This is a genomic window from Streptomyces sp. NPDC037290 (assembly GCF_055603245.1).
Genome location: NZ_JBVJVZ010000008.1, coordinates 104,588 through 131,572, shown reverse-complemented (window position 1 = coordinate 131,572; position 26,985 = coordinate 104,588). Strand labels below are relative to the sequence as shown.

The following is a 26,985-nucleotide window of genomic DNA, read 5'->3' as shown; positions in this document are numbered from 1 at the left end:
GCGGCAGCCCATGACCCACTCCGAGACCGGCTGCGACGGAGGTTGCAGACATGAGCACACAGAGCGGTACCACCGAAGTCCGCGGCGAGCCCGGCCTGGCCGAGGCGCGACAGGGCTTCGACGAGATCACCATCCTCTGGATCTCGGAGGGCATGAGCTGCGACGGCGACACCGTGTCGCTGACCGCCGCGGGCCAGCCGTCCATCGAGGACGTGGTGCTCGGTCTCATCCCGGGCCTGCCCAAGGTGAACCTCGTCAACAAGGTGCTCTCGCCCAGCCTGGGCGGTGAGGACTTCCTGGCCCCGTACCGGGCCGCGGCCCGCGGCGAGCTGGAGCCGTTCATCCTCGTGATCGAGGGTTCGATCCCCAACCAGAACATCATCGAGGGGGACGGCTACTGGACGTCGTTCGGCAACGACCCGGACACCGGTGAGCCACAGACCCTGAACTGGTGGATCGACCAACTCGCGCCCAGAGCCTGGGCGGTGGTGGCCGCCGGAACCTGCGCCACCTTCGGCGGGATCCACGCCATGGCGGGCAACCCGACCGGCTGCATGGGCCTCGCGGACTATCTGGGCTGGGAGTTCAAGGCGCGCTCGGGGCTGCCGGTCGTCAACGTGCCCGGCTGTCCCATCCAGCCGGAGAACTTCATGGAGACCCTCGTCTGGGTGCTCCAGCACGCGGCCGGTGCCGCGCCCCCGCCGCCGCTGGACCACATGCTGCGACCGCAGTGGCTCTTCGGGAAGACCGTCCACGAGGGCTGCGACCGGGCCGCGTACTACGAACAGGCCGACTTCGCCCGGGACTACAACTCCCCCAAGTGCCAGGTGAAGGTCGGCTGCTGGGGCCCGGTCGTCAACTGCAACGTGCCCAAGCGCGGCTGGATGGCCGGCATCGGCGGCTGCCCGAACGTCGGCGGCATCTGCATCGGCTGCACGATGCCCAGCTTCCCCGACGCCTTCATGCCGTTCATGGACGAGCCCCCGGGCGGCACGCTGTCGACCCTGCTCGTCAAGCCGTACGGAGCCGTCGTGCGCCGGCTGCGCGGTCTGACGAACGACGTGGTGAACCACGAGCCCAAGTGGCGCCACAACAAGCGCAAGCTGACCAGCGGTTACGACCCGCACTGGCGCGCCTGAAGCGCCCCCCTCCCGCCACCGACCCGCTCACATCGAACAGCGAGGGCAGCACCGCAGATGACCACCACCGAGTCCCGGTCCACAGGACGCAAACCAGCCCAGCTCGTCGACATGTCCTGGGATCCGATCACCCGGATCATCGGCAACCTGGGCATTTACACGAAGATCGACTTCGCCAACCGGGAAGTCGTGGAGTGCCACAGCACCTCGTCGCTGTTCCGCGGCTACTCGGTGTTCATGAAGGGCAAGGACCCGCGCGACGCCGGGTTCATCACCTCCCGGATCTGCGGCATCTGCGGCGACAACCACACCACCTGTTCCAACTACGCCCAGCAGATGGCCTACGGCGTCAAGCCGCCGAAGCTGGCCGAGCACATCACCAACCTCGGTGAGGCGGCGGAGTACATCTTCGACCACACGATCTTCCAGGACAACCTGGTCTTCGTGGACTTCTGCGAGGCGATGGTCAAGGCCACCAACCCCGGTGTCCTGGCCCGCGCCGAGCGCACCGACGCACCCCGCGGCGACGTCCACGGCTACCGGACCATCGCGGAGATCATGAAGGCCTTCAACCCCTTCGAGGGCGAGGTCTACAAGGAAGCGCTGAAGGTCAGCCGGATCACCCGGGAGATGTTCTGCCTGATGGAGGGGCGGCACGTGCACCCCTCCACGCTGTACCCGGGCGGCGTCGGCACGATGCCGCAGCCGAACACCTTCACCGACTACCTCAGCCGCCTGATGCGCGTCATCGACTTCGTCAAGAAGGCGGTGGCCATGAACGACGACGTCTTCGACTTCTTCTACGAGGCCCTGCCGGGCTACGAGGAGGTCGGCAAGCGCCGCATCCTGCTGGGCTGCTGGGGCGCCTTCCAGAACCCGGACGTCGTCGACTACCGCTACGCGACGATGAACGAGTGGGGCCGGGCGATGTACGTCACCCCCGGCATCATCGTGGACGGCAAGCTGGTCACCAACAACCTGATCGACATCAACCTCGGGCTGCGCATCATGCTGGGCAGCTCCTTCTACGAGGACTGGGTGAACGAGGACCCGTTCGTCACCCACGACCCGCTCGGCAACCCCGTCGACATGCGCCACCCGTGGAACCAGACCACGGTCCCGGTGCCGCAGAAGCGGGACTTCGAGGGCAACTACAGCTGGGTGATGAGCCCGCGCTGGCTCCACCCCCAGACCGGTGAGCACCTGGCGCTGGACACCGGTGGCGGGCCCCTCGCCCGGCTGTGGTCGACCGCGCTGAGCGGCATCGTCGACACGCCCTACGTCAAGACGGTCGACGGCGGCATCCGCATCACCCTGCCCAAGGGCGAGAAGCTGCCGGAGACGACCCTGGAGTGGCGCATCCCGAAGTGGAGCAACACCCTCGAACGGGACCGCGCCCGGCCGTACTTCATCGCCTACGCCGCCGCCATGGCCCTGCAGTTCCTGGAGGAGGCCATGGGGATGCTCAAGAACGGCGACACCAAGGTGTACGAGAACTTCGAGGTGCCGGACGAGTCGATCGGCTGCGGCTTCCACGAGGCGGTGCGCGGTGTCCTCTCCCACCACCTGGTGATCCGGGACAAGAAGATCGCCAACTACCACCCGTACCCGCCGACCCCGTGGAACGCCAGCCCCCGGGACATCCACGGCACCCCGGGCCCGTACGAGGACGCCGTGCAGGGCCAGCCGATCTTCGAGGAGAACGGCCCGGACGACTTCAAGGGCGTCGACATCATGCGCACCGTGCGCAGCTTCGACCCGTGTCTGCCGTGCGGTGTCCACATGTACATGGGCAAGGGCAGGACGCTGTCCACCGTGCACTCCCCGACGTACGGGGCGAACCATGGCTGACACCGCCGTACGGCTGGCGGATCCGGCCGTGGAGGCGCGCCTGGCCCGTCTCGACGAGCTGCTGGCCACGCTGGAAGCCACGCACGGCCCGGCCCTGGAGGCGGTGCGGCTGCTGACCGAGGTCTACGGCGAGGCCCTCGCCCGGGTGCTGGACCACGCGGAGGAGCCGCTGCGGGAGCGGCTCGCCGAGGACGAGCTGCTCGGGCACCTGCTGGTCCTGCACGACGTCCACCCGGAGACCCCGGAGCGCCGGGCCGCCCGCGCGGTGGAGAAGCTGCGGCCCGCGGTGCGCGAGCGCGGCGGTGACCTCCAGTGGGGCGGGATCGACGGGCAGGTGGCGCGGGTGCGGCTGAGCGCCGGCTCCGGTGGCGGCTGCGGCTCCGGGTGCGGCGGCGGGTCCGCCGACATCGCCGAGGCGGTCCGGGCGGCCGTGCTGGCCGTCGCTCCCGAGCTGACCTCGGTGGAGACGGAGCAGGAGGAGCGCAGGGCGGCACCGGCGTTCGTACCGCTGACCACGATCAGGCGCCGGGGCACGCCGCAGGAGGCCCGGTGAGCGTGGACGGGGCGCTCGCCCGTGTCATCCGCTCCGCGGCCGACCGCGCGGCGACGGCCCGGACCGAGGTCTGTGAGCTGTGCGCCGCGCGCGTGGCCGAGGAGCACGCCCACCTGTACGACACCGAAGCGGCCGAGGTGCGGTGCGTGTGCGGTCCCTGCTCGGTGCTGTTCGCCGACGACGGGGCGGGCCGCTACCGGCTGGTGCCCCGGCGCCGGCTGCGGCTGGCGCCGGTCGACACGGCGGTGCTGGGCGTCCCGGTGGGCCTGGTGTTCTTCGTTCCGCACGCTGACGGCACGGTCACCGCGCAGGGGCCGAGCCCGGCCGGGGCCATGCGCTGGGAGGTGGACGCGGCGGCCTGGCGGCGGCTGACCGGCACGGTTGCGCAGCTCTCGTCCCTGGTACCCGACGTGGAGGCGCTGCTGGTGAACACCGTGCGGGGCCTCGACGAACACTGGATCGTGCCGGTCGACGACTGCTACCGGATGATCGCCCTGGTCCGCCGCGAGTGGCGGGGCCTGTCCGGTGGCGGCCGCGTCTGGCCGGCCGTAGAACAGTTCTTCAGGGAGCTGACCGAGCGGTCGTGAGACCCGGAAGGAGAACCGACATGGGCAGCATCCGAGTGGGCCGCCCCCAGGCGAAGCCCGACACGCCCTCCCACGTGCCCGGACTTCACCAGGGCAACAAGGGTCCCTACAAGCACCAGACCGGACACCACAAGGACGGCAGCTCCGACGCCCGCCGTTCCACCGGGATCCACTGGAAGCGGCATGACGCCCTGGTGAAGGACATGCCGAACATCTCACCGGGATGAGAGAGCAGAAAGTGACCGCCATGAACATCCGCAGGAGAAGAAGGACCAAGCGAGCGGGGATGTCGGGACGGCGGCTGCTGGGGGCGCAGGCCGCGCTCGTCGGCGGCCTCGTGGCCGTCCTGTTCGTCAAGGAGTTCCCGGGCATCGTGCGCGAGTTGCGCATCTACCGGATGACCGGTGGGCTGCGCGCCCACCGCCGGTACCCGTGAGCCCCTCGTGCACGAGCTGTCGATCGCGACCGCGATCGTGGAACAGGCCGAGGAGATCGCCCGCGCGGACGGGGCGGACCGTGTGACAGCGGTGACCGTCCGGGTCGGCGAGCTGGCCGGTGTCGTGCCGGACGCGCTGCACTTCGCCTTCGAGGTGGCTCGCGACGGCACGGCGCTCGCCGGGGCGGACCTGGTCGTGGAGGAGGTGACCGCGCGGGCCTGGTGCGGGGGGTGTGCCGAGGAGTTCGCGGTCGGCATGCCGCCGTTCTTCTGGTGCCCGCGCTGCGACCGGCCCTCGCAGGAACTGCGCAGTGGCCGGGAGCTGGAGATCACGGGTGTCGAACCGGTGCCGGCCCCGTCCTGACGGGGCCGGACCGCTCAGCAGATCCGGGGCAGCTGCTCCCCGAGCGGCAGATCCACCACCCGGGTGCCGCCGAGGCCGGTCGCGACGACGACCATGCCCGGGTGATCCGCCACGCACTCGCCGATGAGGGCCGCGCCCCCGCCTTGTGGGTGCGCCCGCATCGCCGCGAGGACCGCCTCGGCGTGCCGCGCGGGTACGAACGCGACGAGCCGGCCCTCGTTGGCGACGTACAGCGGGTCCAGGCCGAGGAAGCCGCAGGCGTTCGCGACCTCCTCCGGGACCGGGATGGCCCGCTCGTGCAGGCGGACGCCGGTGCCGGCGGCTCGGGCGATCTCGTTCAGGGACGCGCCGAGGCCGCCCCGGGTCGGGTCGCGCAGGACGTGGATGTCCGTCGTGACCGCCAGCATGGCCGCCACGAGGTCCGCCAGGGGCGCGGTGTCGGAGGCGATCTCGACGCCGAACTCCAGGCCCTCGCGCACACTCATGATGGCCACACCGTGCAGCCCGATCGGGCCGCTGACGATGACGGCGTCGCCCGGCCGGGCGCGCTGCGGCCGGATGTCGACGCCGTCCGGTACGAGGCCCACGCCCGCGGTGGTGACGTAGACGCCGTCGCCGTGTCCGGACTCGACCACCTTGGTGTCGCCGGTGGCGACGATGACGCCCGCCGCCTCGGCCGCCGCGCCGATCGCCTGCGCGACGCGGCGGACGACGTCCAGTTCCACGCCTTCCTCCAGGACGAAGGCGGTGGACAGGTACGCGGGGCGCGCGCCGCTCATCGCCAGGTCGTTCACCGTGCCGTTGACGGCGAGGTCGCCGAGGCTGCCGCCGGGGAAGAACAGCGGCCGTACGACGTAGGAGTCCGTGGAGAAGGCCAGCCGGGCGCCGCCCAGGTCGAGGACGGCGGAGTCGGTGAGGGCGGCCAGGGTGGGGTTGCCGTAGGCGGGGGCGAAGACCTGCTCGATCAGTTCGGCGGACAGCGCGCCGCCTCCGCCGTGGCCCATGACGACCACCGGCTGGTCACGCAGGGGCGCGGGGCAGGTCCAGTTCGCGGGGTCGACGGCCGCTTCGGTAGCCAGGTCAGCCAACGGGGTTCATCTCCTCGTGCGGGGCCTGCGGCGTGCGGGTTCCCCGCGGCGCGGGGGCGTTGTTCATCCGGCGGTACAGGTAGTAGGCCGCGCAGGCGCCCTCGCTGGAGACCATGGTGGCGCCGAGGGGGGTGCGCGGGGTGCAGCTCGTGCCGAACGCCTCGCACTCGGTGGGCTTGATCAGCCCCCGCAGGACCTCGCCGGCGCGGCACACGGCGGGTTCCTCGGTGCGGATACCGGCGACGTCGAAGCGGTGTTCGGCGTCGTAGGCCCGGTAGGCGTCGGACAGCCGCCAGCCGCTGGCGGGGATCAGGCCGATGCCGCGCCAGTTGCGGTCGGTGACCTCGAAGACCTCCTCGAGCATGCGCAGGGCGGCCGGGTTGCCCTGTTCCCGTACGGCACGCGGGTAGGCGTTCTCCACCCGGTGCTCCCCGCGTTCCAGCTGGTGGACGGCTCGGCGGACGCCCTCGAGGATGTCCAGCGGCTCGAAGCCGGTCACGACGACGGGCACCCGGTGCCGGTCGGCCAGCTCCGGATACTCGGCCATGCCCATCACACTGCACACGTGCCCGGCGGCGAGGAAGCCCTGCACCCGGCATTCCGGTGCCGTCATGATGGCCTCGATGGCGGGTGGGACCCGGACGTGGGAGACCAGCAGGCTGAAGTTGTCCAGACCGAGGCGGCGGGCCTGGTGGACGGCCATGGCGTTGGCGGGGGCGGTCGTCTCGAAGCCGATGGCGAAGAACACGACCTGGCGGTCCGGGTGCTTGCGGGCGAGGTCGAGCGCGTCCAGCGGGGAGTACACCACGCGTACGTCACCACCCTCGCCCTTGACCCGGAACAGGTCCCGGTCGGTGCCGGGCACCCGCAGCATGTCCCCGAAGGAGCAGAAGATCACGCCGGGGCGGGCGGCGATCTCCAGGGCCTTGTCGATGACGTCGAGCGGCGTGACGCACACCGGGCAGCCGGGCCCGTGGATCAGCTCGACCTTGTCCGGCAGGAGTTGGTCGATGCCGTGCCGGATGATGGAGTGGGTCTGGCCGCCGCAGACCTCCATCAGCGCCCATGGCCGGGTGACCGTCGCGTGGATCTCGTCCAGCAGCCGGCGTGCCAGGCCGGGGTCGTTGAACTCGTCGATGTACTTCACCGGGCCTCACTCCCGCTCTCCTGCCGGGCGGCCTGTTCCCAGGCGTCCCCGAACTCCTCTTCCAGCAGCCCCAGTTGCTCGAACAGCTCCAGGGACGCCCGGGCCGACGCCTCGTCCAGCCGCTGCAGGGCGAAGCCGACGTGGACGATCACGTACTCCCCCACCCGGACGTCGGGCAGGTACTCGAGGCACGCCTGCTTGCGCACCCCGCCGAAGTCGATCATCCCGGTCAGGGGGTCGGCACGATGGTCGATGGACACGACCTTGCCGGGCACTGCCAGACACATGGGTCACTCCGTCTCGTGGTGGTTCGCTGTTCCCGCGACCATGAGCTGGCCGAGCGCCAGCCCTCCGTCGTTCGGGGGCACTTCGCCGTGCCTCAGGACCGTGAAGCCGGCCGTGGTCAGCCGTGCGGTGCACTCCTCCTCCAGCAGTCCGTTGGCGAAGACACCTCCCGTCAGGGCGACCGTGGTCAGGCCCGACTCGGCGCGGGCGCGTTGACACATCTCGGCGACGGCCGCCGCGACGCCTCGGTGGAAGCGGGCGGCGAGGACCGGTGCGGGGGTGCCGCGCCGCTGGTCCTCCAGGAGCGCGCGCAGCATGGGCGCCGGGTCGATGTGGCGCTGCCGGGCGAACCCGAAGGGGTACGCCACCGCGTCCGCCTCCCGGGCCTCGGCCGCCGCCGCCTCCAGTTCCAGCGCGGCCTGCGCCTCGTATCCCGCCCGGTGGCACACACCGGCCAGGGACGACACCGCGTCGAAGAGCCGGCCCATGCTGGACGTCGGCACACACGCCGCCTGTCGGTCCAACTGCCGCCGCAGTACGGCGCGTTCGACGTCCGTGCAGGCCTGTACGCTCGGCAGGTCCGGCTCCCAGGCCACGCCCGCCGCCCACAGCCGGGCCAGCGCCAGCCGGCACGGGTTGGCCACGCCGGCGTCCCCACCGGGCAGCGGGGCGGGTGCGAGGTGGGCGAAGCGCCGGTAGCCGGTGTAGTCGGCGAGCAGGACCTCGCCGCCCCACACGGTGCCGTCGTCGCCGTACCCGGTGCCGTCGAAGGCGACGCCGATCACCGGGGTCGTACCGTCCAGGCCGTGTTCGGCCAGGGCGGAGGCGATGTGCGCGTGGTGGTGCTGGACCAGCCGCAGGGAGCCGTCCGGCAGGTGGGCGGCGCGACGGCGGGCGCGGCGGGTCGAATGGTAGCCGGGGTGCCGGTCGGCGGCGACGAGGCAGGGGGTGACCCCGGTCAGTCTGGCCAGGTGCCGCTCGGCGCGCTCGGCGGCCTCCAGGGTGGCCAGCTCGCCCATGTCGCCGATGTGCGGCCCGAACCAGGCGTGGTCGCCCTCCCCCAGACACAGGACGTTCTTCAGGTCGCCTCCGACCGCGAGGGCGGGCGCCACCGGCACCGGGAGCCGCACGGGGCGGGGGACGTAGCCGCGGGAGCGTCTGAGGACCTGTTCGGTGCCGTCGGGGCGGACCCGTAGCAGGGAGTCGTCGCAGGGCGAGGCGATGGACCGGTCGTGGGCGAGCCAGGCGTCGGCCAGTCCGGCGAGCCGGGTCAGCGCCTCGGCGTCGTCGGTGACGATGGGCTCGCCGGAGCGGTTACCGCTGGTCATGACCAGTGCCCGGGGGCCGGGGGGATCGCCGGGCAGCCCGAACAGCAGGGTGTGGACCGGGGTGTAGGGAAGCATCACGCCGATGTGCGGACTGCCCGGGCAGACCTGGTCGGCCAGGCGGAGGCCGTCCGCCGGGGTGCGCCTGCGGAGCAGGACGATGGGACGCCGGGCGCTGGTCAGCGCGGCCCGTTCGGCGGCCGGGAGGACCGCGAGCCGCTCGGCGGTGGCGAGGTCGGCGCACATCACGGCGAAGGCCTTGCCGCCGCGTTCCTTGCGGTCGCGGAGCATGGCCACGGCCCGGGCGTCGGTGGCGTCGCAGGCCAGGTGGTAGCCGCCGAGGCCCTTGACGGCGACGATCCGCCCGGCGGCCAGCAGCGCCCGCGCCGCCGCCAGCGCCTCCGCGTCCCGGGCCGGACGGACGCCGAGGCCGTCGCCCGGGACCAGGGTGAGCCGCGGACCGCAGTCGGGGCAGGCGACCGGCTGGGCGTGGAAACGCCGGTCGACGGGGTCGCCGTACTCGCGGGCGCAGGAGGGACACATCGGGAAGCCGGCCATGGTCGTGGCCACGCGGTCGTACGGCATCCCGGTGGCGATGGTGAAGCGCGGGCCGCAGTGGGTGCAGGTGACGAACGGGTGCCGGTGCCGGCGGTCGGCGGGATCGGCGAGCTCCCGCAGGCAGTCGGCGCAGGTGGCGGTGTCCGGTGGGAGCTGGGTACGGCCGCCGGCGCGCTCGGTGGAGCGGATGGCGAAGGCGCCGGTGTCGCCCGTCGCGGGCAGGGCGGCGTCTTCGACGGCGGTGACGGTGGCGAGCGGCGGCGGCTGTTCGGCGAGCAACAGGCAGAAGCGGTCCACCTCCGGCGCCGGGCCCTCGATCTCGATGTGCACGCCGTCCCCGGTGTTGCCGACGAAACCGGCCAGACCGAGCCCGGCGGCGAGGCGGTGCACGTAGGGCCGGAAGCCGACGCCCTGCACGGTGCCCCGCACGGTGAGGGCGCGGCGTACCGGTCCGGTGACGGGGGCGGTCATGCGACGGGAGCGGAGGCGGTGTGCTGGTGGCTGTGCGGCTGCGGGGCCAGGGGCGGCCGGTGCGGCACGCCGTCCCGGGCGGCGAGGGCGCGCTCCAGGAGGGTGCCGACCCCCGCGCCGGTGCGGGCACAGGACCGTACGATCTCCACGCCCGGGTTGACCCGCTGCACGTTGGTCCGGAAGGCGGTCTCGTCGAAGCCGGCCGGTTCGGCGAGGTCCGTCTTGGTGATCACGACGAGATGGGCGGAGCCGAAGGCGGTGGGGTACTTCAGCGGCTTGTCCTCGCCCTCGGTGACCGCCATCAGCACGACCCGCAGGGTCTCTCCGAGGTCGTAGGCGGCCGGGCAGACGAGGTTGCCGACGTTCTCCACGAAGAGCACCGAGGTGTCCGCGGGCAGCCAGCCGTCCAGCCGGGCGCGGACCTGACGGGCCTCCAGGTGGCACAGTCCGTCGGTGAGCAGCTGCTGCACCGGCGCGCCGGAACGGGCCAGGCGGTCCGCGTCGTTCTCGGTGGCCAGATCGGCGGTCAGCGCCGCCACCGGCACCCCCTGCTCGACCGCGCGGGCCAGGACCCGGCCGAGGAGTTCGGTCTTTCCGCTGCCGGGGCTGGACAGCAGGTTGACGACCGTCACGCCCTGCCGGGCGAGATCGCCGCGCAGATCCGCGGCCAGGTCGTCGTTCTTCGCCAGGACTGCCTGCTTGACGTCGGACCGGCACATGGGCGCTGCTCCTCGGATACGGCGGTGGAGCCCGGGCCGCGTCCCTGTGGCCCGGGCTCCACCGATCTTCCGCTCAGCCGGCCGCCGTGCCGGGCAGCGCAGCCGGGCGTGGGGGCCCGGATTCCATCGGGCGGCCCAACGGGGGCGCGGGCGCGTCGGGGTCGGCGAGCAGGGCGGGGATCAGAGTGTGCAGCGCGTCGACGGCCCGGGGAACGGCTTCCCGGACCGGTGTGCTGAGGCCCGGGAGCAGGTCCTCGTCTGCGGACGGCTGCACTTCGGGCTCGCAGGCGAGGACGAGGACGCGGGGCAGCGGCTCCTCGCCGAGGTGCGCGGCCAGGGCCAGCACTTTTGCCGGGTCCATGCCGTGAGCCTCGGGCACGACGGTGCCGTCGGGCGGTTCGGCCTCGATCAGCGAGAGGGTGCCGGGGCGGTGGCCGCGCCGCGCGGTGTCGACCAGGACGGCGGTGGCGCAGCCGTCCAGCAGGGCGTAGGCGAGGTCCAGACCGCGGATGCCGTAGTCGTGCACCCGCACCTCGGGCGGCAACGGGCGCTCGCCGAGGGCGCGGATCACCTCTGGGCCGAAGGCGTCGTCGGCGAGGAAGATGTTGCCGACGCCCGCCACCAGCAGGCGCGCCGTCAACGGACGTCTCCGGTGGGCGCGGCGAGCGGCCGGGGGGAGCCGGACGGTGTCTTGCGCACGAAGGCCGAGCGCAGGGCGTGGTACGAGGCCTGCGGGTCGAAGAAGATCGCGTGCATGCGGGACAGTTCTGCCTCGCGGTACTCCGCGAGGGGGCGCTCGCGTTCGTCGGCGGCACGGGCGGCGGCCTTGGCGGCGATCCGCTCGTCCAGACCGGGGTCCGTGGCGAGTTCGGCCGCCAGCCGCTCGATCTCGGCCGGGAAGCCGCCCGGGGTGGCCGGTACGAGCCGGTCCACCAGCCCGAGCCGCTCGGCGGACGCGGCGCTGACCGGAAGGGCCTCGGTGGTCAGCCGGCGGGCCTGCTCCGCACCGGCGCGGCGCGGCAGGGTGTACGTCCACAGCTCCGAGCCGTACAGGCCCATGCGCCGGTAGTGCGGGTTGAGGACGGCGCCGGTGCGGCACCACACCTCGTCGGCGGCGAGCGCGAGCATGGCACCGCCGGCCGCCGCGTTGCCGGCGAGCGCGGCCACGACGAGCCGGTCGGTGGTGCGCAGCACGGCCTCGACGAGGTCGTCCATGGCGCACAGGTTGGTCCACGACTCCCGGGCCGGGTCGGGGGCCGCCTCGATGACGTTCAGGTGGATGCCGTTGGAGAAGAAGTCGCGTGCACCGCCGAGCACGAGGACGCGGGTGGGCCGGGAGAGCGCGTACGCGTAGGCGGCGCGCAGACGGCGGCAGTGGTCGGTGCTCATGGCGCCGCCGGGGAAGGAGAAGCCGAGGAGACCCACGTCGTCGCGCTGCCGGTAGCGGATGTCGGTGTAGGTGGTCCGGCCGGGCGGCAGTTCCAGTGGGGCGGCGGCCTCCGGAAGCTCGAGGGAGGGCTCCCACGCGGCGAGCACGGCGGCGGCGGGGCGGCGGAAGGGCGCGGGGTCACCGGAGTTCTTGCGGGGGCGCAGCTCGGGGATCCAGACGGCGCCGTCGCGGGTGGCCCGGCAGACGGCGCCGGCCCGCCGGGCAAGGAGTTCGCCGGGGCGGCCGCGCAGTTGGTCCTCGGGGTGGCCGCCGTGCAGGAACACCTCACGGCCGAGCAACTCGTCCAGGACGCCCGGCTGCGAGTCGGCGCCGCGGAGTTTGCGCAGGACCGTTTCGGTGCCGTCCCGTTCCCAGTCGATGCGGCGCCGTTCCTGCCGGTAGGCGTCGCGCCAGACCACGCTGATCGAGTCGTCGGTCTGCGGCTGGGGCTTGTAGGAGCCTTCGGCGTAGCGCCGTACGGCGGTCAGGACGGCGGTGACGGCGGCGTCGGAGGCCTCGTTGCGGTACAGGTCGCTCTTGCCGACGGGCGCCACCGGGAACGGCTGCGCCGCCCAGATCGCGCCCGCGTCCATCGCCGCCTCGGCCTGCAGGACCGTCACCCCCCACTGCGCCGCCTCCCCCTCGATGGCCCAGTCCAGCGAGGACGGGCCACGGTCACCGGGCGGGCCGGGATGCACGATCAGGCAGGTGTGTTCCCGCCACACCTCCTCGGGCAGGGCCGTCCTGAGCATCGGCGCGATGACCAGCTCCGGCCGCAGCTCGCGCACGGCCGCCCGGACCGGGTCGGCGCCCTGTGCGGCGAGGACGACGTCGACGCGGTGCCCGAGGTCCGACAGTTCGGCGTAGACGCGCTGGGAGAGGCTGTTGAACGCGCTGGCGACGAGCAAGATGTCCATGACACGGCATGGTCGTCGCCGTCCGGGTCGCCGTGAAGAACCGCCGCGCGGTTTTGTCCGCCTCTGTCAGGTCTCTTCCTCCATACGGATCGCGTTGCGCAGGTCCTCGAAGGCCTGGCTGCGGTCGTCGGAGTGGGCCTCCAGCAGGGCCCCGGCGATCGCGTCGAGCTTGCGCTGGATGGCGTGCTCGGCGCGCATCTCGGCGTTCTTCAGCAGTGCCAGGAGCAGCAGCGTGACCGCGGTCATGGACTCGCCCGCGAGCAGCAGGAGTTCGATCCGCAGGTGCGCGAGGTGTGCGGCGGCGAAGAAGCCGACGAGGAGCAGGCAGAAGAGGAAGAACACCGGGGAGCTGGTGAAGTTGGACGCGTACTCCGCGAACTGCTCGAACCGGCCGCGGTGCTCGCCGCCGCGGTGCACGGGATTCTTGAAGGTCATGACCGGGTATTCCCCCTCGGCCGACGCAACCGGCTCGCCGTCCGCCGGCCGCTCACGCGGCGGCCCGGGCCACGGCCCGGATCCGATTCGGCGCCACCATGTCCGGGCCCACCGTCTCCGCGCCGCACGCCCGGCCCGGCAGGCCTGAGCAGGGGGCTCGCAGCAGGGCTGGGTGTGCGGCCGACGGGGCGAGCACGAGCGCCGTGTGTCCCGCCGACGTGGCTCGCACGCCGCACGGGGCGGCCCCGGCTCCGCCGAGCAGCCGCTTCAGCGCGGTCATGAGCTCGTCCCGGACGGCGTCGATCTCCTTGTGGCCCAGTTCGCCGGTGCTCCGGGCCGACCGGGCCGCCGCGTCCCCGACGCCGCCGGCCGCCGGTGTCTCGTCACCTCGCGCGCGCATCGCCTTCTCCTGCCTGCCGCCACTCGGGGCCGCCCGCCGCCGACGAACGACCCACGGATCAGCTCCGCAGTACCCCGGCGGGGGTTCACCGACACGGGGGGGTGGACCGGCTGGGCGGGCGGGTCGGGTGGATTCGGCAGGGCGGGAAAGGGTCCGGCCGGACAGGCCAGGGCTGTGCGGTCGTTAGGCGGTCAGGCGGCGAGGGCGCGGCCCGGGTCGAGCCGGTCCAGGAGTTGGTCGAGGTGCAGCTCGGCCACGGGGGCGAGGAGGTCGGGATGGCGCAGCAGCGCGGCGGCGCGGCGGTCACCCTCGTCGGGCGCGAGCAGCCGCCGGAACTCCCCCGGTGTGCCCGAGGTGTGCTCACCGTCGGCGAGGGCGGCGACGGCCTGTCCGGCCAGCCCGGGATCGGTGAGCAGGCCGGCCGCCCAGCTGGCGACGACCTCGTCCACCCAGGTCAGCCAGGCCCAGTCGGCCACCGGACCGTCCTCGCCGGCCCGCTCCGTACCGGTGATCCAGTCGAGACGCGCGGCGCCGCCGGGACCCGCCATCGTGACCAGGGCCGCGTCGATCTCGGTCGGGTAGCGCAGCCACGCGGCGACGGTCACCGCCTGCCGGGCCTGCGCCTCGCACAGGGCGGAGGCCAGCGCGCCGCCACTGGGCGGATAGGCGACCGTCAGCCAGCGCGCCGTCGAGGCGATGAGGGGGGACAGATCAGTGAGCACAGCCGGGCCGTCCGAGATGCGATGGGGGAACAGGAGCTCGACGCAACGGTAGTCCTGCACCGGGCACGGCAGGGAGGGGTTGCGAACCAGGTCATATGTGGCATCGCGCACACCCGCGCGCCCTTCCCCGTACCGCCCGGCACCCCTCCCACCGCCGCCCCGCCTGCCCGGCTCCCGGTGGAGCGCGTGTCACGGACCCGGCCCGGGGAACTCGAGGCGGGCCCGCTGCCGGGCTGGACACGCGCCCCGGGAGGTATGGGAGGTCTCATGACGACGGACGCCGTGCGGTACGCCGACCCGGGCGACGTGCCCCTCGCCGGGTACGCCGTCCTCGCCTCGGTCTTCACGGCCGGCGCCGGCACCTTCGCGGTGCTGGCCCGGCGCCGGGGTGTCCGGCTGCCGCAGGAGCTGCCGCCGTGGGACGTCGCGCTGCTGGGGGCCGGGACCTACAAAGCGTCCAGGCTGCTGGCCAGGGACAGGATCACGAGTTTCCTGCGGGCGCCGTTCACCCGCCGTACCGACGAGGGCGAGGCGAACGAGGTCATCGACGAACCGCGGGGCCACGGGCTCCAGCGGGCCGTCGGCGACCTGCTGTCCTGCCCGTTCTGCGTCTCCGCATGGGCCGCCGGGGCCCTGGTCTGCTCGTACGCGGCGGCGCCCCGGTTCACCCGCCTGGTCTGCGGGGGCCTCGGCGCGCTGACGGTCGCGGACTGGCTCCAGTACGCGTGGACGTGGACGCAGCAGGCGGAGCAGGCGGAAGGGGACTGAGCGGGCCGGGGCGGGAGCCGCCACGCCGCACGCCGTGCCCGGCCCGTGCGGAGGTACCGGCTATTCGTCGTCCGCCGTCGCGCTCACCTCGACGTCGAGCACCCCCTCGTCGTGGAACAGCTCCGACGCCAGCCCCGACGAGTCCCCCGTGCCCTCCAGCTCGAGCAGCACCCGGGCCGCGTCGTCCGCGCGGCCGGGCAGCCGTTCGACCTTGACCTGCACGATCCGGAAGCCGCGTCGCGTACAGGTCTCCATCAGGCGGGGCAGCAGGGCCGCCCCGGTCCGGTAGGTCAGGCGGGCCTCGAACGCGGCGGCGGCCGTGCCGGGGATCAGACGGGACGTGACGAGCGGATAACCCCGCACCACCAGGAAGTGCAGGGCGGTCACCGCCAGCGCGAGTACGGGCAGTCCCCCGCCGCAGGCCATGCCGACCGCGCAGGTCAGCCAGATGGTGGCGGCCGTCGTCAGACCCCGTACGGCGTCCCGTCGTACGAAGATCAGGCCGCCGCCGATGAAGCCGATGCCGGACACGATCTGCGCCGCGACGCGGGACGGGTCGAAGGAGACGTTCTCCAGCCCGAGCACCGCCGTGAACCCGTGCTGGGACACCTCCATCATCAGCGCGCTCGCGATGCCGACCAGTGTGTGCGTGCGCAGTCCGGCGCTCTTCTGCTGGGCCGCCCGCTCCCAGCCGATCAGGCTGGACAGCACCAGCGCCAGCCCCAGCTCGGCCAACTGCCGCAGCCCCTGGCCGTTGTGCACGTCCCACAACGGTGCCGCGAGCCCCGCTCCCGTCATGCACACCTCGCATCTCGTTGCGCCGATGTCCGGTCGTTCGATGGTCCGCTGCCGACGCCTACCCCGCGACGGGACCATGACTCACCGGGGCGGGGTACCGGCTGCGACGGGCGTGCGCGGCGGGGGCAACCGGGTACTCGGGCGTGACCGGGTACGCGGCCGGGCCGAGGCTCGCGCCTCTCCGGCGCGGCGAGGGACGTACCACACCGTCAGGACTTCGTGAGGAAGGAACCGGCCTCATGCGGCACGACGAGATGATCGGCAAGGTGCAGGCGCTGGCCCAGCTGCCGGACCGGGGTTCGGCCGAACGGGCCGCGCACGCTGTCGTGAGCACGTTGTCGGAGCGGCTGCCGTCCGGACTCGCCCGGCACGTGGCGGCCCAACTGCCGCCCGACATGGCGGCGGCGATGCGGGAGGCGGCGGACGCCTCGGCCGCCTCCGACTCCGGTGCGGCGGGCGAGCGGTTCGGGCTGACCGTCTTCGCCGGACGCATCGCGGACCGGGCGGGCACCGACGAGGACACGGCGCTGCGGGAGGCCGCCGCCGTCATGGAGGTGCTCGACGCCGCGCTCGCCCCGGAGCTGACCGAGCGGATGGCCGGCGCCCTGCCGGCGGACATCCGTGACCTGCTGCCGGTGGGCCGGGCGACCGAGGTTCCCCAGAACACCGGCCGGGTCGGCCGGGCGGGGTGACACCGAGGGGGCCGGGGTGCGCGCGGGTGCGCGCCGTACGGCACGGCCCGTGCACCGCGACGGTGCGCCGCGTCGCTGGTTCAATGTGTGTGCCGGCGCCCCCCGAGGGCAGGCGTAGCAGTGACGCCCCCCACCCCGCAAAGGTGCTTCATGGCCTTCTTCGCCCTCTCGCGGCACCAGCCGCTGGTCCTGCTCTCCTCCACCGATCTGGCAGCCGAGTACGAACGGCTGATGACCGAGAACGAGCAGCTACGGCGTGCCATGTCCTCGCACGCGGTGATCGACCAGGCCATCGGAGCGGTGGTCGTGCTCGGGCGGATCGCGCCGGAAGAGGCCTGGCGGGCGCTGCGGGACGTCTCCCAGCGCACCAACACCAAGCTGCGGACGGTCGCCGAGCACATCCTGGATTACGCCCAGGGCGGCCCTCTCCCCGAGCCCGAGCGGGTCGAGCTCGGAAGAGCCATCGTGCGCTACCGCCGGTGCGCCGGCCTGGAAGAGGCCCCGACGACGGACGGGTGACGGCTTGTCCGCCGGTCAGTGACGCTCCGCCTTCACACGCCGGAGTCGGCGGTGCCTGCTCCGACGGGAGACCGGAGGCCGGAGGACCCAGCGGTCCTCCACCTGATCGAGCCCGTACAGCAGGATGCTGAGGACGGGCAGCAGCAGTACGGCGATGGTGATCACTGGCGGATCCCTCTCTGCCGGCGGCATCTCCCGGGTGCCCCGCCTGATCCGGCCCACCCGCCGCGGTTGTGAAGGTCCTGTATCGCCCTGTATCGCCCTCTGCCCGTGCCTGGACGGGCTCGCGGCGCGCCGAAACGCCGCCGTCCGGTGGACACCGCCGGCGGGCGCACTCCGCGCGCCCCGCCCACGGCCTGCGCTTACGGTGCTGACAAGTGACCGACCGTCATCGCGGGTGACGGAGAGGAGTCGTAATCGGTGGTGGGCGATGCGCGCCGACAGGTGGCCGGACCGGGCGGCCGGCGCCGCGGGACGCGTGTGCTGGGCAGCCGGCCGGCGTACTCCGTGCGGCTCCCGGCCGTCCCGCGCTCCGAGCCGGTGCCGGTGGCGGAGCGGACGGTGCCATGGCTGCGGATCGGGGCGGCCTACGCCTGGCGGCTCATCCTCGTCGGCATCGTCGTCTACGGCGTCTTCAGCATCCTCGGCAGCTTCCAGCTCATCGCGGTCGCCCTCTTCCTCGCCCTGGTGGTGACCTCCGTCCTGCGCCCCCTGACGGACCTGCTCAGCCGGATCATGCCGCGGCCGCTGGCCGTCGCGGTGGCACTGGTGGGCAGTGTGCTGCTCCTGCTGGGCCTGCTCGCCCTGGTGGGCAACGCCGTGGCGGGCGAGTCGGCCCGGCTGGCGGGTGAGTTCAGGGGCGGGGTGCACCGCATCGAGGAGTGGTTGCGCAGGCCGCCGTTCCGGCTGAGTCCGGGCCGGCTGTCCGCGCTGGAGAACCAGGTGACGGGATACCTCGCCGCGCACCGGTCCAGCCTGCTCAGTCGCGCCGTCAGCGGGCTGGGCCGGGTGGTCGAGCTGGTCACCGGGGTCGCGCTGGCGCTGTTCGCCTCGGTGTTCTTCATTCACTCCGGTGAGCGCCTGTGGGGCTGGATCCGCGACCAGTTGCTGCCGGTCGGCGCCCGACCGGCGTGGGACCGGGCGGGGTACGCGGCCTGGCGGGCCTTCGCCGGGTACACGCGCGGCATCATCATCGTGGCCGCCACCAATGCGGTGCTCGTCGGTGTCGCGCTGCTCGTCCTGAGGGTGCCGCTCGCACTGCCGCTGACGCTGCTGGAGTTCTTCGCCGCGTTCGTGCCGCTGGTGGGCTCACCGGTCGCGCTCGCCGTCGCCACGGTCGTCGCGCTGGCCGGGCGCGGGCCGATCACGGCGCTCGCGGTGCTGGCGCTGATCGTCGTCATCGGCCAACTGGAGGGGCACGTGCTGCATCCGCTGGTGATGAGCTGGGCGGTGCGGCTGCATCCGCTCGTCGTCGCGGTGTCGGTGATCGCCGGCAGCATCATCGCGGGGGTGATCGGTGCCGTGGTGGCCGTGCCCCTGGTGTCGGTCGTCTGGGCGGTGCTGCGTGCCCTGCGCGCGGTGCCGCCGTGACGGGCCGACGGCCGGCGTCCCCTGCGGGGGAACTGCTTTCGGGTGGCCGTCCGGCACCGCTCAGCGCAGAGCCGCGGTCACGAGCCCACGGACCTCCTCCTCCGCCACGCTTCCGCCGTTCACCAGCCGGTCGAAGACCAGGCCGTCCACGCAGGTCAGCAGCGTCACGGTGCGCCCCTCCGGATCCGCCACACCCTGGGCGGCGAGGAAGTCGCACACCATCTGGCGCGCCAGGTTCTCGCGCGGCACCAGGATCTCGCGCAGCTCGGGATGACGCGCGCTCTCGACGGCGCAGGCATGACGCGCCAGCGAGCGCGTACGGCCGTCCCCGGTGAGCCGCACGCCGGTGAACTCCACGATCCCGGCGACCAGTTCATCGGCGGTCCGCAGCACCGGCACCCTGGCTCCCCTCTCCTCCAGCTCGGCCTGGTCGAGTTCCACCAGCCGCCGCACCAGTGCGGTGAGCAGGGCCTGACGGGTGCGGAAGTAGGCGGACGTGGTGCCGTCGGGCAGCTGCGCCGCGCGGTCCACGGCGCGGTGCGTCAACCCCCGCATACCGGCGTCGGCGAGTACACCGATGGCCGCGTCGGCGAGGAGAGTACGTCGATCTGTTGCCACCTGCTCTTTCTACACCCCGCTTCTACACCTGTAGTGCACCCGCCTGTAGGGTTCCTTCTACAGCTGTAGAAGACGGCGCATCTGTGTCGTATCCGGATGGGCAAAGGCACCGAGGTCGAAGGGGGACCGGCATGGGCGGCGGTACGGCAGTGGTGGTCGGGGGCGGCATAGGCGGGCTGGCGGCGGCGATCGGTCTGCACCGGATCGGCTGGGACGTGCAGGTGCTGGAGCGCGCCGCCACGCCGGCCGACGCGGGGGCGGGCATCTCGCTGCACGCCAACGGGCTGCGTGCCCTGGACGCGCTCGGCGTCGGAGCCGCCGTGCGGGCGGCGGCCCGACCGCAGTACACCGGGGGCACCCGCACCCCGGACGGCCGCCGGCTGGCGCGGATGGACGGCGCCGTCCTCGAACGCGCGCTGGGCACACCGATCGTCGGCATCCGGCGCGCGGTCCTGCATCGCCTGCTGCGCGCCGCCCTGCCGGCCGGGTGCCTGCACACCGGCGTCACCGTTCCCGCACTCGACCGGTCGGCCGCCGACCGGGTGGGGGTACCGGCCGGGGACGGCATGCTGGACGCCGACCTGGTCGTCGCGGCCGACGGGGTGGGCAGCCGGCTGCGCGGACTGCTGTTCCCCGGCCATCCCGGCCCGGTCTACGGCGGCTCGACGGTGCTGCGGGCCGTCACCGACCGGCCGCTGGAGCTGGGCGTCGACTTCGAGCTGACCTGGGGCGGGGGTGCGGAGTTCGGGCACATCGCCTTCGCCGACGGCCGGGCCGAGTGGCACGCGGTGCTCACCGCCCCGGCCGGTGTCCGCCACGCCGACCCGCTCGGCATGCTGCGCCGGCGCTTCGGCGGCTGGCACGATCCGATCCCCGCGCTCCTGGACGCGACCCGCCCGCAGGACGTGCTCCACCACGACATCCACGAGCTGGCCACGCCCCTGCGGTCCTTCGTCGCGGGCCGGGTGGCACTCCTCGGCGACGCGGCGCACGCCATGACACCGAATCTCGGCCAGGGCGCCTGCCAGGCGCTGGAGGACGCGGTCACGCTGGCCGCCGCGCTCGCCGGAGCGCCCTCGGTCTCCTCGGCGCTGGCCCGTTACGATGCCGAGCGCCGCCCGCGTTCCCAGGCCGTCGCCCGCGCCGCCCGCCAGGCGGGCCGGATGGGTCAGCGGCTGTCCCATCCGGCGGCCGTCGCCCTGCGCAACACCGCGCTGCGGCTCGCCCCGTCCCGGGTGACGACGCGCGCGATCCTGCGGCACGCCGACTGGACTCCGCCCACCCTGGTCTGACCCGCCGGCCGCAGCCGGCCAAGCTCGCCACGCGTCCCTTCCGTTCCCTTCCCTCTCGTCCTTTCCCTTCCCTCTCGACCTTTCCCTTCCTTCGCGACGGTCCCCTTGTCCGCGATGTGAGCGCCCGGCATGGAGCGGTGCCCGGGTGGCACCCGGGCGCCGTGCATGGCATGCGAGTGAGGTGGCAGGCGCTGTGGCGTGAGATGACGGCCGCGGCGCGTGGTGTGGCGCGGGCCTGGGCGGGGCCCTGCCGGGAGCGGGATCTGGCCGTCCAGGCGATGAAGGCGGCCCTGGCCGCGTGGCTGGCCTGGGCGGTGGCGGGCTGGTGGCTGCACGCACCGGTGGCGTTCGTCGCGCCGTGGGTGGCGGTGGTCCTGGTGGAGTCGACCGTGTACCGCTCGATCGCGCACGGGCTGCAGCAGCTCGCGGCGATCGCGGCCGGCACGATCGTCGCCACGGCGGTCGCGCTGCCCCTGCACGACACGGTGGCCGCGATGGCCGTCGTGCTGCCCCTCGCGCTGCTGCTCGGCCAGTGGCGGCGCCTCGGCAGCCAGGGGATCTACGCCGCCACCGGCGCCCTGTTCGTCCTGACCAACGGATCCGTCACCGTCGCCACCTCCGCGGCCCGGCTCGCCGAGGCCCTGTTCGGAGCCGTGGTCGGCATCGCGGTCAACGCCCTGCTCCGGCCCCCGCTGTATCTGCGGGACAGCCGGGCCGTGCTCAAGGACGCGACCGAGGAGGCCCACGACATCCTGCGGGCCGTGGCGGAAGGGCTGGCCGAGGGAGGCTGGGACGCCGAGGAGGCCGGCGCCTGGCACGAGCGGGCCCTGCGACTGCACCGGCTCGTGGAGCAGGCCCGCTCGGCGCTCGAGTGGAGCCGGGAGAGCCTGCGCGGCAATCTACGCCGCCGGCGCCCGCGTGCCGTGCCGCCGCCCGGCAAGGGATTCGACGACGCCATCGTGGTGCTGGACTACGCGGCCGTGCACACGGCGGGCGTGACCCGCACGGTGCTGGAGGCCGCCACCGAGGACCGGGCGACCCCCCGGCCACGCCCCGAACTCGCCCGCAGCTACGCCGAGTTCCTGTGCCGCACCGCGCACGCGCTGCGGCTCTACAGCCACAGCCGGTTCGACGACGACGCGTGCGACGGCGAGCTGCGCACGGCCGTCGAGAGGCTGCGGGAGACCCTGGACGAGCTGCGCCGGGACCTCGTCCGCTCCACGGCGGACGACCCGGACGAGGTCGCCATGTACGGCGCGCTGCTCGCCCAGGCGCACCGGCTGACCCGTCAGCTGGCCGTGACGGGCAGCTGACGGGTGGAGTCGTGGGGACCTCAGTTCCAGTGGCCCGCGGCTGCGGCCTCGGCGACGAAGGTCTCGAAAGCCCTCGGGGGCCGGCCGAGTGCCCGTTCCACGCCGTCGGACAGCGTGGCGCCCGAGCCGTCGCCTATGGCCACCAGGAGTGCGGTGAGCAATCGGGCGACGTCGGGTGAGACGCCGGCAGCGACCTGTCGCTCGACGAAGACGTCCGGCTCGACGTCGACGTGACGGATCGTACGGCCGGTGGCCCGGGCGATGAGGCCGACCGCTTCGCCGAAGCTGATCGGCCGTGGACCGGTCAGGTCGTACACCCGGCCGCTGTGGCGGTCCTCCGTCAGCGCCGCCACGGCGACCTCGGCGATGTCCTCGGCGTCGACGAACGGCGTTCCTCCGTCACCGGTGGGCAGGGCCAGCGTTCCGGCGAGGATCCCGGGACGCCAGGGGCCCTCGCTGAAGTTCTGCGCGAACCACTGTGGCCGCAGGAGGGTCCAGTCGACGCCGGAGCCGCGCACGGCCTGCTCGGCGGCATGCAGGGGATGGCCGTCCTCGTGGGCGCGGGGCGCGGACAACAGCACCAGGCGGCGTACGCCCGCGGTGACCGCCTCGGTCACCAACCGGGGGATGCGCGCCTGGTGATCCGTGCTCGCCGACAGGCTGGGTTCCACGAGGTAGGCGGCGGTGACCCCGTCGAGCGCGGGCGCCCAGGTCGCCGGGTCGTCCAGATCGAAACGGGCGTCGCCGCCGGTGCGGGACGCCGTGCGGACCGGCAGGCCGGCGTCGTGGAGGCGCCGGGCGACGCGGCTGCCGGTCTTGCCGGTGCCGCCGAGGACAAGGATGGTCTTCATGCCGTCCAGACAACCCGAGGACCGCTGGACGATCCATGGGAGATCGTCGCCCTTTCCTTTGTGAGCGTCTAGCGTGTCGGCATGGACGTCCTCAGCGATCTGCTGCACCGGGCCCGGGCCGGGAACGCGTCGGTCAGGCAACTGATCCAGCGGCCTCCGTGGTCGCTGACGTTCACCGATCCGCCGCCGCTCACGGTCGTGACCACGCTCTTCGGTCATGCGTCGGTGCGGTTCGACGACGCGGGCAGCTCATCGGTGCGTCTCACCACGGGCGACATCGCCCTCGTCACCCGCCCCGCCCGGTACACGATCGCCGACGACCCCCGCACCCCGCCTCAGGTCGTGATCCACGGGCGCAGGAAACACGTCGTCGACGGGTCGGCAAAGGCCCGGGACACACGGCGGAACCTGGCGCCCCGCACGTACGGCGACGGCCGCCCCGGGGCCACGGTCATGCTCCGCGGCGCCTACGACCTCCGCGGCTCCGTCGGTGAGCGCCTGCTCGGCATGCTGCCGCCGCTGGCGGTCGTACCCGCCGGACCGGCGACCCGGGCGGCACTGGACCTGCTCGCCACCGAGGCCGGCCACGACGAACCCGGTCAGGACGCCGTGCTCGGCCGGCTGCTGGACCTCCTGCTCGTGCTGGCGTTGCGGACCTGGTGCGCCGGAGCGGAGACGGCGCCCACCTGGTACCGGGCGCTGGCCGACACGGCGACCGGCGAGGCGGTACGCCTGCTGCACGAGGACCCTGCCCACCGGTGGACGGTCGCGGAACTGGCCACCCGGGTCGGCATGTCACGAGCGGCGTTCGCAGCCCGCTTCACGGCACTGGTGGGCGAACCCCCGCTCACCTATCTCACCGGCTGGCGGATGACCGTGGCGGCGGACCTGCTCCGGGACACCGAGACGAGCGTCGCCTCCGTCGCCCGTGAGGTCGGGTACGAAGACCCCTTCGCCTTCAGCGTGGCCTTCAAGCGCACCCGGGGGGTCAGTCCCTCCACCTGGCGCCGTCGGACACCCTGATCCGGGCGAGGGTCCACCATCACCACATCCCATGGAGGCAGACACAGTGAAGCGCATCGGCATCATCGGAGTCGGCGAGATCGGCCGGGCCATCGTTACGGGTCTGCGTCACGGGGGCGGCACGTCTCCTGAGGTCCTCCTCTCCCCGCGGGGCGCCCGCACGGCCGCTGAGCTGGCCGAACGTTACGAGGGCGTACAGGTGTGCGCCGACAACCAGGAGGTGGTGGACCGCTCGGAGCTGGTGATCATTGCCGTGCGCCGCCAGGACAGGCACGATGCGCTGGCCGGCCTGAGGGTGGACGACGACAAGATCGTGGTCAACGTGATGGCCGGCGTCGGCAACGACGACCTGCGCCGGCTGCTCGGCACCGACGCGCCGCTGGTCCGGGCCATCCCCCTGCCCGCCATACGCGAACGCCGCTCGGTCACGGTGGTGTACCCGTCGTACCCGGCGGTGGACTCCCTCTTCGAGCAGATGGGTGGAGCGCTCCCCGTGGCGGACGAGGCGGCCTTCGACGTCTTCTCCGCGCTGACGGGAACATTGACCACCCATTACACGTATCTGGCCACGCTCACCTCGTGGGCCGCCGGCCAGGGCATCGCCCCCGACGACGCCGACCGCTATGTCCGCAGTCTCTTCCAGGGCGTCGGCCGTGCCCTGGGCGATGAGACCCGCTCCCTGCACCAACTCGCCGCAGACCACGAGACCCCGAACGGGAACAACGAACGCATCCGCACCACGTGGTTCGACCCGGCCAACTCCGAAGCGCTCAAGAAGGCCCTCGACGGCCTCCTCGCCGATCTGCGGTAGCGGCAGCGGCGCTTCCCGGCCTCGGCGGGGCAGTCACGGGAACTCGATTGCGGCGGGGCCGGTGAGGTAGGTGCATGTACGGTGCCGCCGAGCAGGTGCGACCGGTCCCCCGGCACAGGTCGGCGGTGCTGACGGCCCTGACGCTGGCCGCCTTCACGTGCAACACCGCGGACCGGGCTCGTCGTATCCAGCGTCCCCGCGGCGCTGGCCACGTCCTACTGGCCCTGCCGGCGGCTCTGGGGCTCGTCTCGCTCGTCACGATCGCCGTGCTGCTCCCGGCCACGCCCCCGGAGAAAGGGCCCGCCGCCCACGGAGCCCGGCCCGGCACCCGGCGGTTCAGGACGGTGCTGGCAGCCGGGACCCTGTCCGCCACCGGGGCGTTCGCGGGATGCACGTACCTCGTGAAGTTCCTGGGCGACGTGAGCGGCTTCTCACCGAGCGCGGTCGGTGTCCTGTTCGTGGCCTTCGGCGCGGCGTGTCTGGCCGGGGTGAGCCTCACCGGGGCGCTCCCGGACCGCTTTCCGCACTCCACGCTGACCACAGCCGTCGCCCCGCAGGCATGCTCGGCCTGTACGCGGCCGGCACCGACCCCGTGGCGGCGGTGGTGTTCCTCGTGCTGACGGGCGGTGCGCTCGGGCCGGTGTTCATGGCCACCCAGAGCGAGATGCCGCACTGCGCGCCGGGCCGCACGGACCTCGCACTCGCGGCGAACTCCGGCTTGTACAACGCCGGTATCGCGGCGGGCGCTGCGGTCGGGGCACGGGTGCTGCCGCTCGCCGGCGTGCGCGGCACGTTCCTCGCCGGCGGACTGCTCACCGCCGGGGTCTGCGTCGTGCTGCTGGCGGCCGGCTGCTACGGAGCCGACGTTCACACCGTCTTGACCTGGCCGCCGTCGATGGTGAACTCCGCTCCCGTGATGTTGCCGGCGAGCGGTGAGGCGAGGAAGAGAGCCAGATCGGCGACTTCGTGCGCTTCGGTGACCCGCCCCGTGGAGATGCCCATGCTCTGCGGCACGACGACATCGATGGCTTCCCGCGCGCTGGTGCCGGCCTGCGCCGCCATGGCATCGGCGAAGCCTCCCGGCGCGGTCCAGAAGGGAGTGCGCACCGGTCCGGGGGCGATCGCGTTGACCCGGACGCCGCGCGGTGCGAACTCCTCGGACAGCGCCTTGGTCAGGCTGGTCAGCCCGGCCTTCGCCGCGGAGTAGTCCACGACCGCGGGGAAGGGCAGGCGTGCGTTGATGGAGCTGATGTTGACGATGGCTGCCCCGTCCGCGGCCAGCAGGTGGGGCAGCGCCGCTCGGCTGGTGCGGACCGCGCTGAACAGGGTCAGGTCGAAGATCCGCTGCCATTCCGCGTCGTCGATGTCCAGGAAGCTCGGACGGGGCGTCGCGGCGCCCAGGTTGTTGACCAGGATGTCGAGCCTGCCGTACCGGTCGACCGTCTGCCGGACGAGCGCTTGCGGCCCCTCTGCGGCGGCCAGGTCGACCGGGACCGCGGTGACCCCGTACCCCTCGTGCAGTGCTTCGAGTTCGGGAGTGATGCTCCGGCTGCCGGCGACGACGTGTACTCCCTCACGGGCGAAGGCGTCGGCGATGGCGAGGCCGATGCCCTTGCTCGCTCCCGTGACGACGGCGACCTTGTCCTTGAGCTGCAGGTCCATGGCAGTCCTTGTCCGGTTCGGCCCCTTCTCCTCACGGTAGGCGGTTCCGCCGCGGCGGGCTCGTGCGAGCGGCGCCGGGGGCCGCGGCGGGGGCCGGCTCCCGTACGCCGAACAGGGCCGGGCCCACGGTGAGGACGCCGTCGGTCAGCGGCCGGCAGCGCACTCCCCCGCCGCCGCGCAGCGCACGCTGGGCGCCGGGGCCGAGGGTGGTGTCCATCCAGGCGCAGGGCCGGGCCGCGCTGTGCACCGCGAGTTCCACGGGGCCGGTGCCGCAGTCGAGGAAGACGGTCGCGCCGACGTAGGCGTCGATGTCGACACCGCGCAGCAGGACGTTGCGCCGGGTGCGGAGCAGGTCCGCCGCGCGGGGCGCCGCTCGCGGAAGCCGTTCGACGGCCATCAGGGTGAGTGAGGCGTTGCGGTGGGCGGGCTTGTTGAAGTACCGGTCGCCGACGAGACCCAGCCCGGCGCGCACCTGGGCGGTGGTCACCAGTTCGCCGGGCGGCAGCTCGGGCGTCCCGTCGCCCGGTCGGCCCGCGAGCCGGTGCACCGGGGAGATCAGCAGCTGGAGGATTTCGACCTGGGGCACCCAACGAGCCTACGGCTGCGGTGGCACGCGCCCGCG

General features: G+C 73.2%; 32 protein-coding genes. 16 read left to right on the top strand and 16 right to left on the bottom strand.

The annotated features are described in order from the left end of the window. Window positions 1–50: 50 nt before the first annotated feature. The 7 genes from ACZ7HQ_RS26820 to hypA are packed head-to-tail and all read left to right on the top strand — an operon-like array spanning window position 51 to window position 4,930. Window positions 51–1,139 carry an NADH-quinone oxidoreductase subunit B family protein gene (locus ACZ7HQ_RS26820; protein ID WP_470994761.1) on the top strand — a complete coding sequence of 363 codons (1,089 nt, stop codon included), beginning with the start codon at window positions 51–53 and terminating at the stop codon, window positions 1,137–1,139. 57 nt (window positions 1,140–1,196) lie between these two features. Continuing rightward, window positions 1,197–2,990 (top strand): nickel-dependent hydrogenase large subunit, encoded by a 1,794-nt coding sequence (locus ACZ7HQ_RS26815; RefSeq protein ID WP_470994758.1) that lies wholly within the window; start codon window positions 1,197–1,199, stop codon window positions 2,988–2,990. Next, entirely contained in the window at window positions 2,983–3,543 is a 561-nt protein-coding gene (locus ACZ7HQ_RS26810) for a NifU family protein (protein ID WP_470994755.1), read from the top strand. The genes ACZ7HQ_RS26815 and ACZ7HQ_RS26810 overlap by 8 nt, the downstream gene beginning before the upstream one ends. Further along, a complete protein-coding gene (locus tag ACZ7HQ_RS26805; protein WP_470994752.1) occupies window positions 3,540–4,130 on the top strand; it encodes a DUF5947 family protein in 591 nt (196 codons plus the stop codon). The genes ACZ7HQ_RS26810 and ACZ7HQ_RS26805 overlap by 4 nt, the downstream gene beginning before the upstream one ends. Before the next feature lie 20 nt (window positions 4,131–4,150). Further along, window positions 4,151–4,357, top strand: coding sequence for a hypothetical protein (locus ACZ7HQ_RS26800; RefSeq protein ID WP_055704988.1), 207 nt, complete (start codon window positions 4,151–4,153; stop codon window positions 4,355–4,357). A gap of 20 nt (window positions 4,358–4,377) precedes the next feature. Further along, window positions 4,378–4,566, top strand: coding sequence for a hypothetical protein (locus tag ACZ7HQ_RS26795; RefSeq protein WP_470994748.1), 189 nt, complete (start codon window positions 4,378–4,380; stop codon window positions 4,564–4,566). Between the two features lie 7 nt (window positions 4,567–4,573). Continuing rightward, the gene (hypA, locus tag ACZ7HQ_RS26790; protein WP_470994745.1) at window positions 4,574–4,930 is read left to right on the top strand and encodes a hydrogenase maturation nickel metallochaperone HypA; all 357 of its coding nucleotides are present in this window, start codon (window positions 4,574–4,576) and stop codon (window positions 4,928–4,930) included. A 14-nt stretch (window positions 4,931–4,944) separates the two neighbouring features. Here the strand turns inward: hypA and hypE are convergent, their stop codons facing one another. The 10 genes from hypE to ACZ7HQ_RS26740 form a co-directional block, all read right to left on the bottom strand. After that, entirely contained in the window at window positions 4,945–6,018 is a 1,074-nt protein-coding gene (gene hypE / locus ACZ7HQ_RS26785) for a hydrogenase expression/formation protein HypE (RefSeq protein WP_470994742.1), read from the bottom strand. Next, entirely contained in the window at window positions 6,011–7,165 is a 1,155-nt protein-coding gene (gene hypD, locus ACZ7HQ_RS26780) for a hydrogenase formation protein HypD (RefSeq protein ID WP_470994739.1), read from the bottom strand. The genes hypE and hypD overlap by 8 nt, the downstream gene beginning before the upstream one ends. Beyond that, window positions 7,162–7,452 (bottom strand): HypC/HybG/HupF family hydrogenase formation chaperone, encoded by a 291-nt coding sequence (locus ACZ7HQ_RS26775; protein ID WP_031161264.1) that lies wholly within the window; start codon window positions 7,450–7,452, stop codon window positions 7,162–7,164. The genes hypD and ACZ7HQ_RS26775 overlap by 4 nt, the downstream gene beginning before the upstream one ends. 3 nt (window positions 7,453–7,455) lie before the next feature. Then, the gene (gene hypF, locus ACZ7HQ_RS26770; protein ID WP_470994735.1) at window positions 7,456–9,804 is read right to left on the bottom strand and encodes a carbamoyltransferase HypF; all 2,349 of its coding nucleotides are present in this window, start codon (window positions 9,802–9,804) and stop codon (window positions 7,456–7,458) included. Beyond that, window positions 9,801–10,523, bottom strand: a complete 723-nt coding sequence (gene hypB, locus ACZ7HQ_RS26765) for a hydrogenase nickel incorporation protein HypB (RefSeq protein WP_470994732.1) — start codon at window positions 10,521–10,523, stop codon at window positions 9,801–9,803. The genes hypF and hypB overlap by 4 nt, the downstream gene beginning before the upstream one ends. A gap of 73 nt (window positions 10,524–10,596) precedes the next feature. Then, entirely contained in the window at window positions 10,597–11,163 is a 567-nt protein-coding gene (locus ACZ7HQ_RS26760) for a hydrogenase maturation protease (protein ID WP_470994729.1), read from the bottom strand. Further along, window positions 11,160–12,869 (bottom strand): hydrogenase maturation protein, encoded by a 1,710-nt coding sequence (locus tag ACZ7HQ_RS26755; RefSeq protein WP_470994726.1) that lies wholly within the window; start codon window positions 12,867–12,869, stop codon window positions 11,160–11,162. The genes ACZ7HQ_RS26760 and ACZ7HQ_RS26755 overlap by 4 nt, the downstream gene beginning before the upstream one ends. Before the next feature lie 66 nt (window positions 12,870–12,935). Then, window positions 12,936–13,304, bottom strand: a complete 369-nt coding sequence (locus ACZ7HQ_RS26750; protein WP_470994723.1) for a hypothetical protein — start codon at window positions 13,302–13,304, stop codon at window positions 12,936–12,938. A gap of 52 nt (window positions 13,305–13,356) precedes the next feature. Next, the gene (locus ACZ7HQ_RS26745) at window positions 13,357–13,704 is read right to left on the bottom strand and encodes a hypothetical protein (protein ID WP_470994720.1); all 348 of its coding nucleotides are present in this window, start codon (window positions 13,702–13,704) and stop codon (window positions 13,357–13,359) included. A 191-nt stretch (window positions 13,705–13,895) separates the two neighbouring features. Then, window positions 13,896–14,426: a hypothetical protein gene (locus ACZ7HQ_RS26740; RefSeq protein ID WP_470995305.1), complete on the bottom strand. Its 531-nt coding sequence runs from the start codon at window positions 14,424–14,426 to the stop codon at window positions 13,896–13,898. A gap of 267 nt (window positions 14,427–14,693) precedes the next feature. On the opposite strand from ACZ7HQ_RS26740, the gene ACZ7HQ_RS26735 reads away from it, so the two are divergent. Continuing rightward, window positions 14,694–15,194, top strand: a complete 501-nt coding sequence (locus ACZ7HQ_RS26735; RefSeq protein ID WP_470994717.1) for a DUF1360 domain-containing protein — start codon at window positions 14,694–14,696, stop codon at window positions 15,192–15,194. A 60-nt stretch (window positions 15,195–15,254) separates the two neighbouring features. On the opposite strand, the gene ACZ7HQ_RS26730 is transcribed toward ACZ7HQ_RS26735, so the two are convergent. After that, window positions 15,255–15,992, bottom strand: a complete 738-nt coding sequence (locus ACZ7HQ_RS26730) for an MgtC/SapB family protein (RefSeq protein ID WP_470994714.1) — start codon at window positions 15,990–15,992, stop codon at window positions 15,255–15,257. Window positions 15,993–16,231: 239 nt separating this feature from the next. Here ACZ7HQ_RS26730 and ACZ7HQ_RS26725 point away from each other — a divergent pair, with 239 nt between their 5' ends. Then, window positions 16,232–16,684: a DUF2267 domain-containing protein gene (locus tag ACZ7HQ_RS26725; RefSeq protein WP_470994711.1), complete on the top strand. Its 453-nt coding sequence runs from the start codon at window positions 16,232–16,234 to the stop codon at window positions 16,682–16,684. A 150-nt stretch (window positions 16,685–16,834) separates the two neighbouring features. After that, window positions 16,835–17,203 carry an ANTAR domain-containing protein gene (locus ACZ7HQ_RS26720; protein ID WP_470994708.1) on the top strand — a complete coding sequence of 123 codons (369 nt, stop codon included), beginning with the start codon at window positions 16,835–16,837 and terminating at the stop codon, window positions 17,201–17,203. 15 nt (window positions 17,204–17,218) lie between these two features. On the opposite strand, the gene ACZ7HQ_RS26715 is transcribed toward ACZ7HQ_RS26720, so the two are convergent. Continuing rightward, window positions 17,219–17,368, bottom strand: a complete 150-nt coding sequence (locus tag ACZ7HQ_RS26715) for a hypothetical protein (protein ID WP_470994705.1) — start codon at window positions 17,366–17,368, stop codon at window positions 17,219–17,221. A gap of 255 nt (window positions 17,369–17,623) precedes the next feature. Here ACZ7HQ_RS26715 and ACZ7HQ_RS26710 point away from each other — a divergent pair, with 255 nt between their 5' ends. Beyond that, complete coding sequence (locus tag ACZ7HQ_RS26710; RefSeq protein ID WP_470994702.1) at window positions 17,624–18,793, top strand: AI-2E family transporter; 1,170 nt, start codon at window positions 17,624–17,626, stop codon at window positions 18,791–18,793. A gap of 60 nt (window positions 18,794–18,853) precedes the next feature. Here ACZ7HQ_RS26710 and ACZ7HQ_RS26705 read toward each other — a convergent pair whose 3' ends face one another. Then, on the bottom strand, window positions 18,854–19,411 hold the full coding sequence (locus tag ACZ7HQ_RS26705) for a TetR/AcrR family transcriptional regulator (protein WP_470994699.1): 558 nt from the start codon (window positions 19,409–19,411) through the stop codon (window positions 18,854–18,856). Between the two features lie 131 nt (window positions 19,412–19,542). On the opposite strand from ACZ7HQ_RS26705, the gene ACZ7HQ_RS26700 reads away from it, so the two are divergent. Continuing rightward, entirely contained in the window at window positions 19,543–20,703 is a 1,161-nt protein-coding gene (locus tag ACZ7HQ_RS26700; protein ID WP_470994696.1) for an FAD-dependent monooxygenase, read from the top strand. A 170-nt stretch (window positions 20,704–20,873) separates the two neighbouring features. Then, window positions 20,874–22,016, top strand: a complete 1,143-nt coding sequence (locus ACZ7HQ_RS26695; RefSeq protein ID WP_470994693.1) for an FUSC family protein — start codon at window positions 20,874–20,876, stop codon at window positions 22,014–22,016. A 20-nt stretch (window positions 22,017–22,036) separates the two neighbouring features. Here the strand turns inward: ACZ7HQ_RS26695 and ACZ7HQ_RS26690 are convergent, their stop codons facing one another. After that, window positions 22,037–22,867 (bottom strand): NAD(P)H-binding protein, encoded by an 831-nt coding sequence (locus tag ACZ7HQ_RS26690; protein ID WP_470994690.1) that lies wholly within the window; start codon window positions 22,865–22,867, stop codon window positions 22,037–22,039. A gap of 81 nt (window positions 22,868–22,948) precedes the next feature. On the opposite strand from ACZ7HQ_RS26690, the gene ACZ7HQ_RS26685 reads away from it, so the two are divergent. The 3 genes from ACZ7HQ_RS26685 to ACZ7HQ_RS26675 all read left to right on the top strand — a co-directional run bounded on the left by ACZ7HQ_RS26685 (window position 22,949) and on the right by ACZ7HQ_RS26675 (window position 25,321). Further along, a complete protein-coding gene (locus ACZ7HQ_RS26685; RefSeq protein ID WP_470994688.1) occupies window positions 22,949–23,890 on the top strand; it encodes an AraC family transcriptional regulator in 942 nt (313 codons plus the stop codon). Window positions 23,891–23,921: 31 nt separating this feature from the next. Then, entirely contained in the window at window positions 23,922–24,701 is a 780-nt protein-coding gene (locus ACZ7HQ_RS26680; protein ID WP_470994685.1) for an NAD(P)-binding domain-containing protein, read from the top strand. Window positions 24,702–24,775: 74 nt separating this feature from the next. Beyond that, window positions 24,776–25,321, top strand: a complete 546-nt coding sequence (locus ACZ7HQ_RS26675) for a hypothetical protein (protein ID WP_470994682.1) — start codon at window positions 24,776–24,778, stop codon at window positions 25,319–25,321. Between the two features lie 247 nt (window positions 25,322–25,568). On the opposite strand, the gene ACZ7HQ_RS26670 is transcribed toward ACZ7HQ_RS26675, so the two are convergent. Both ACZ7HQ_RS26670 and ACZ7HQ_RS26665 read right to left on the bottom strand, forming a co-directional pair. Then, the gene (locus tag ACZ7HQ_RS26670) at window positions 25,569–26,363 is read right to left on the bottom strand and encodes an SDR family NAD(P)-dependent oxidoreductase (RefSeq protein ID WP_470994679.1); all 795 of its coding nucleotides are present in this window, start codon (window positions 26,361–26,363) and stop codon (window positions 25,569–25,571) included. A gap of 31 nt (window positions 26,364–26,394) precedes the next feature. Next, window positions 26,395–26,949 (bottom strand): molybdenum cofactor biosysynthesis protein, encoded by a 555-nt coding sequence (locus ACZ7HQ_RS26665; protein WP_470994676.1) that lies wholly within the window; start codon window positions 26,947–26,949, stop codon window positions 26,395–26,397. Window positions 26,950–26,985: the final 36 nt, after the last annotated feature.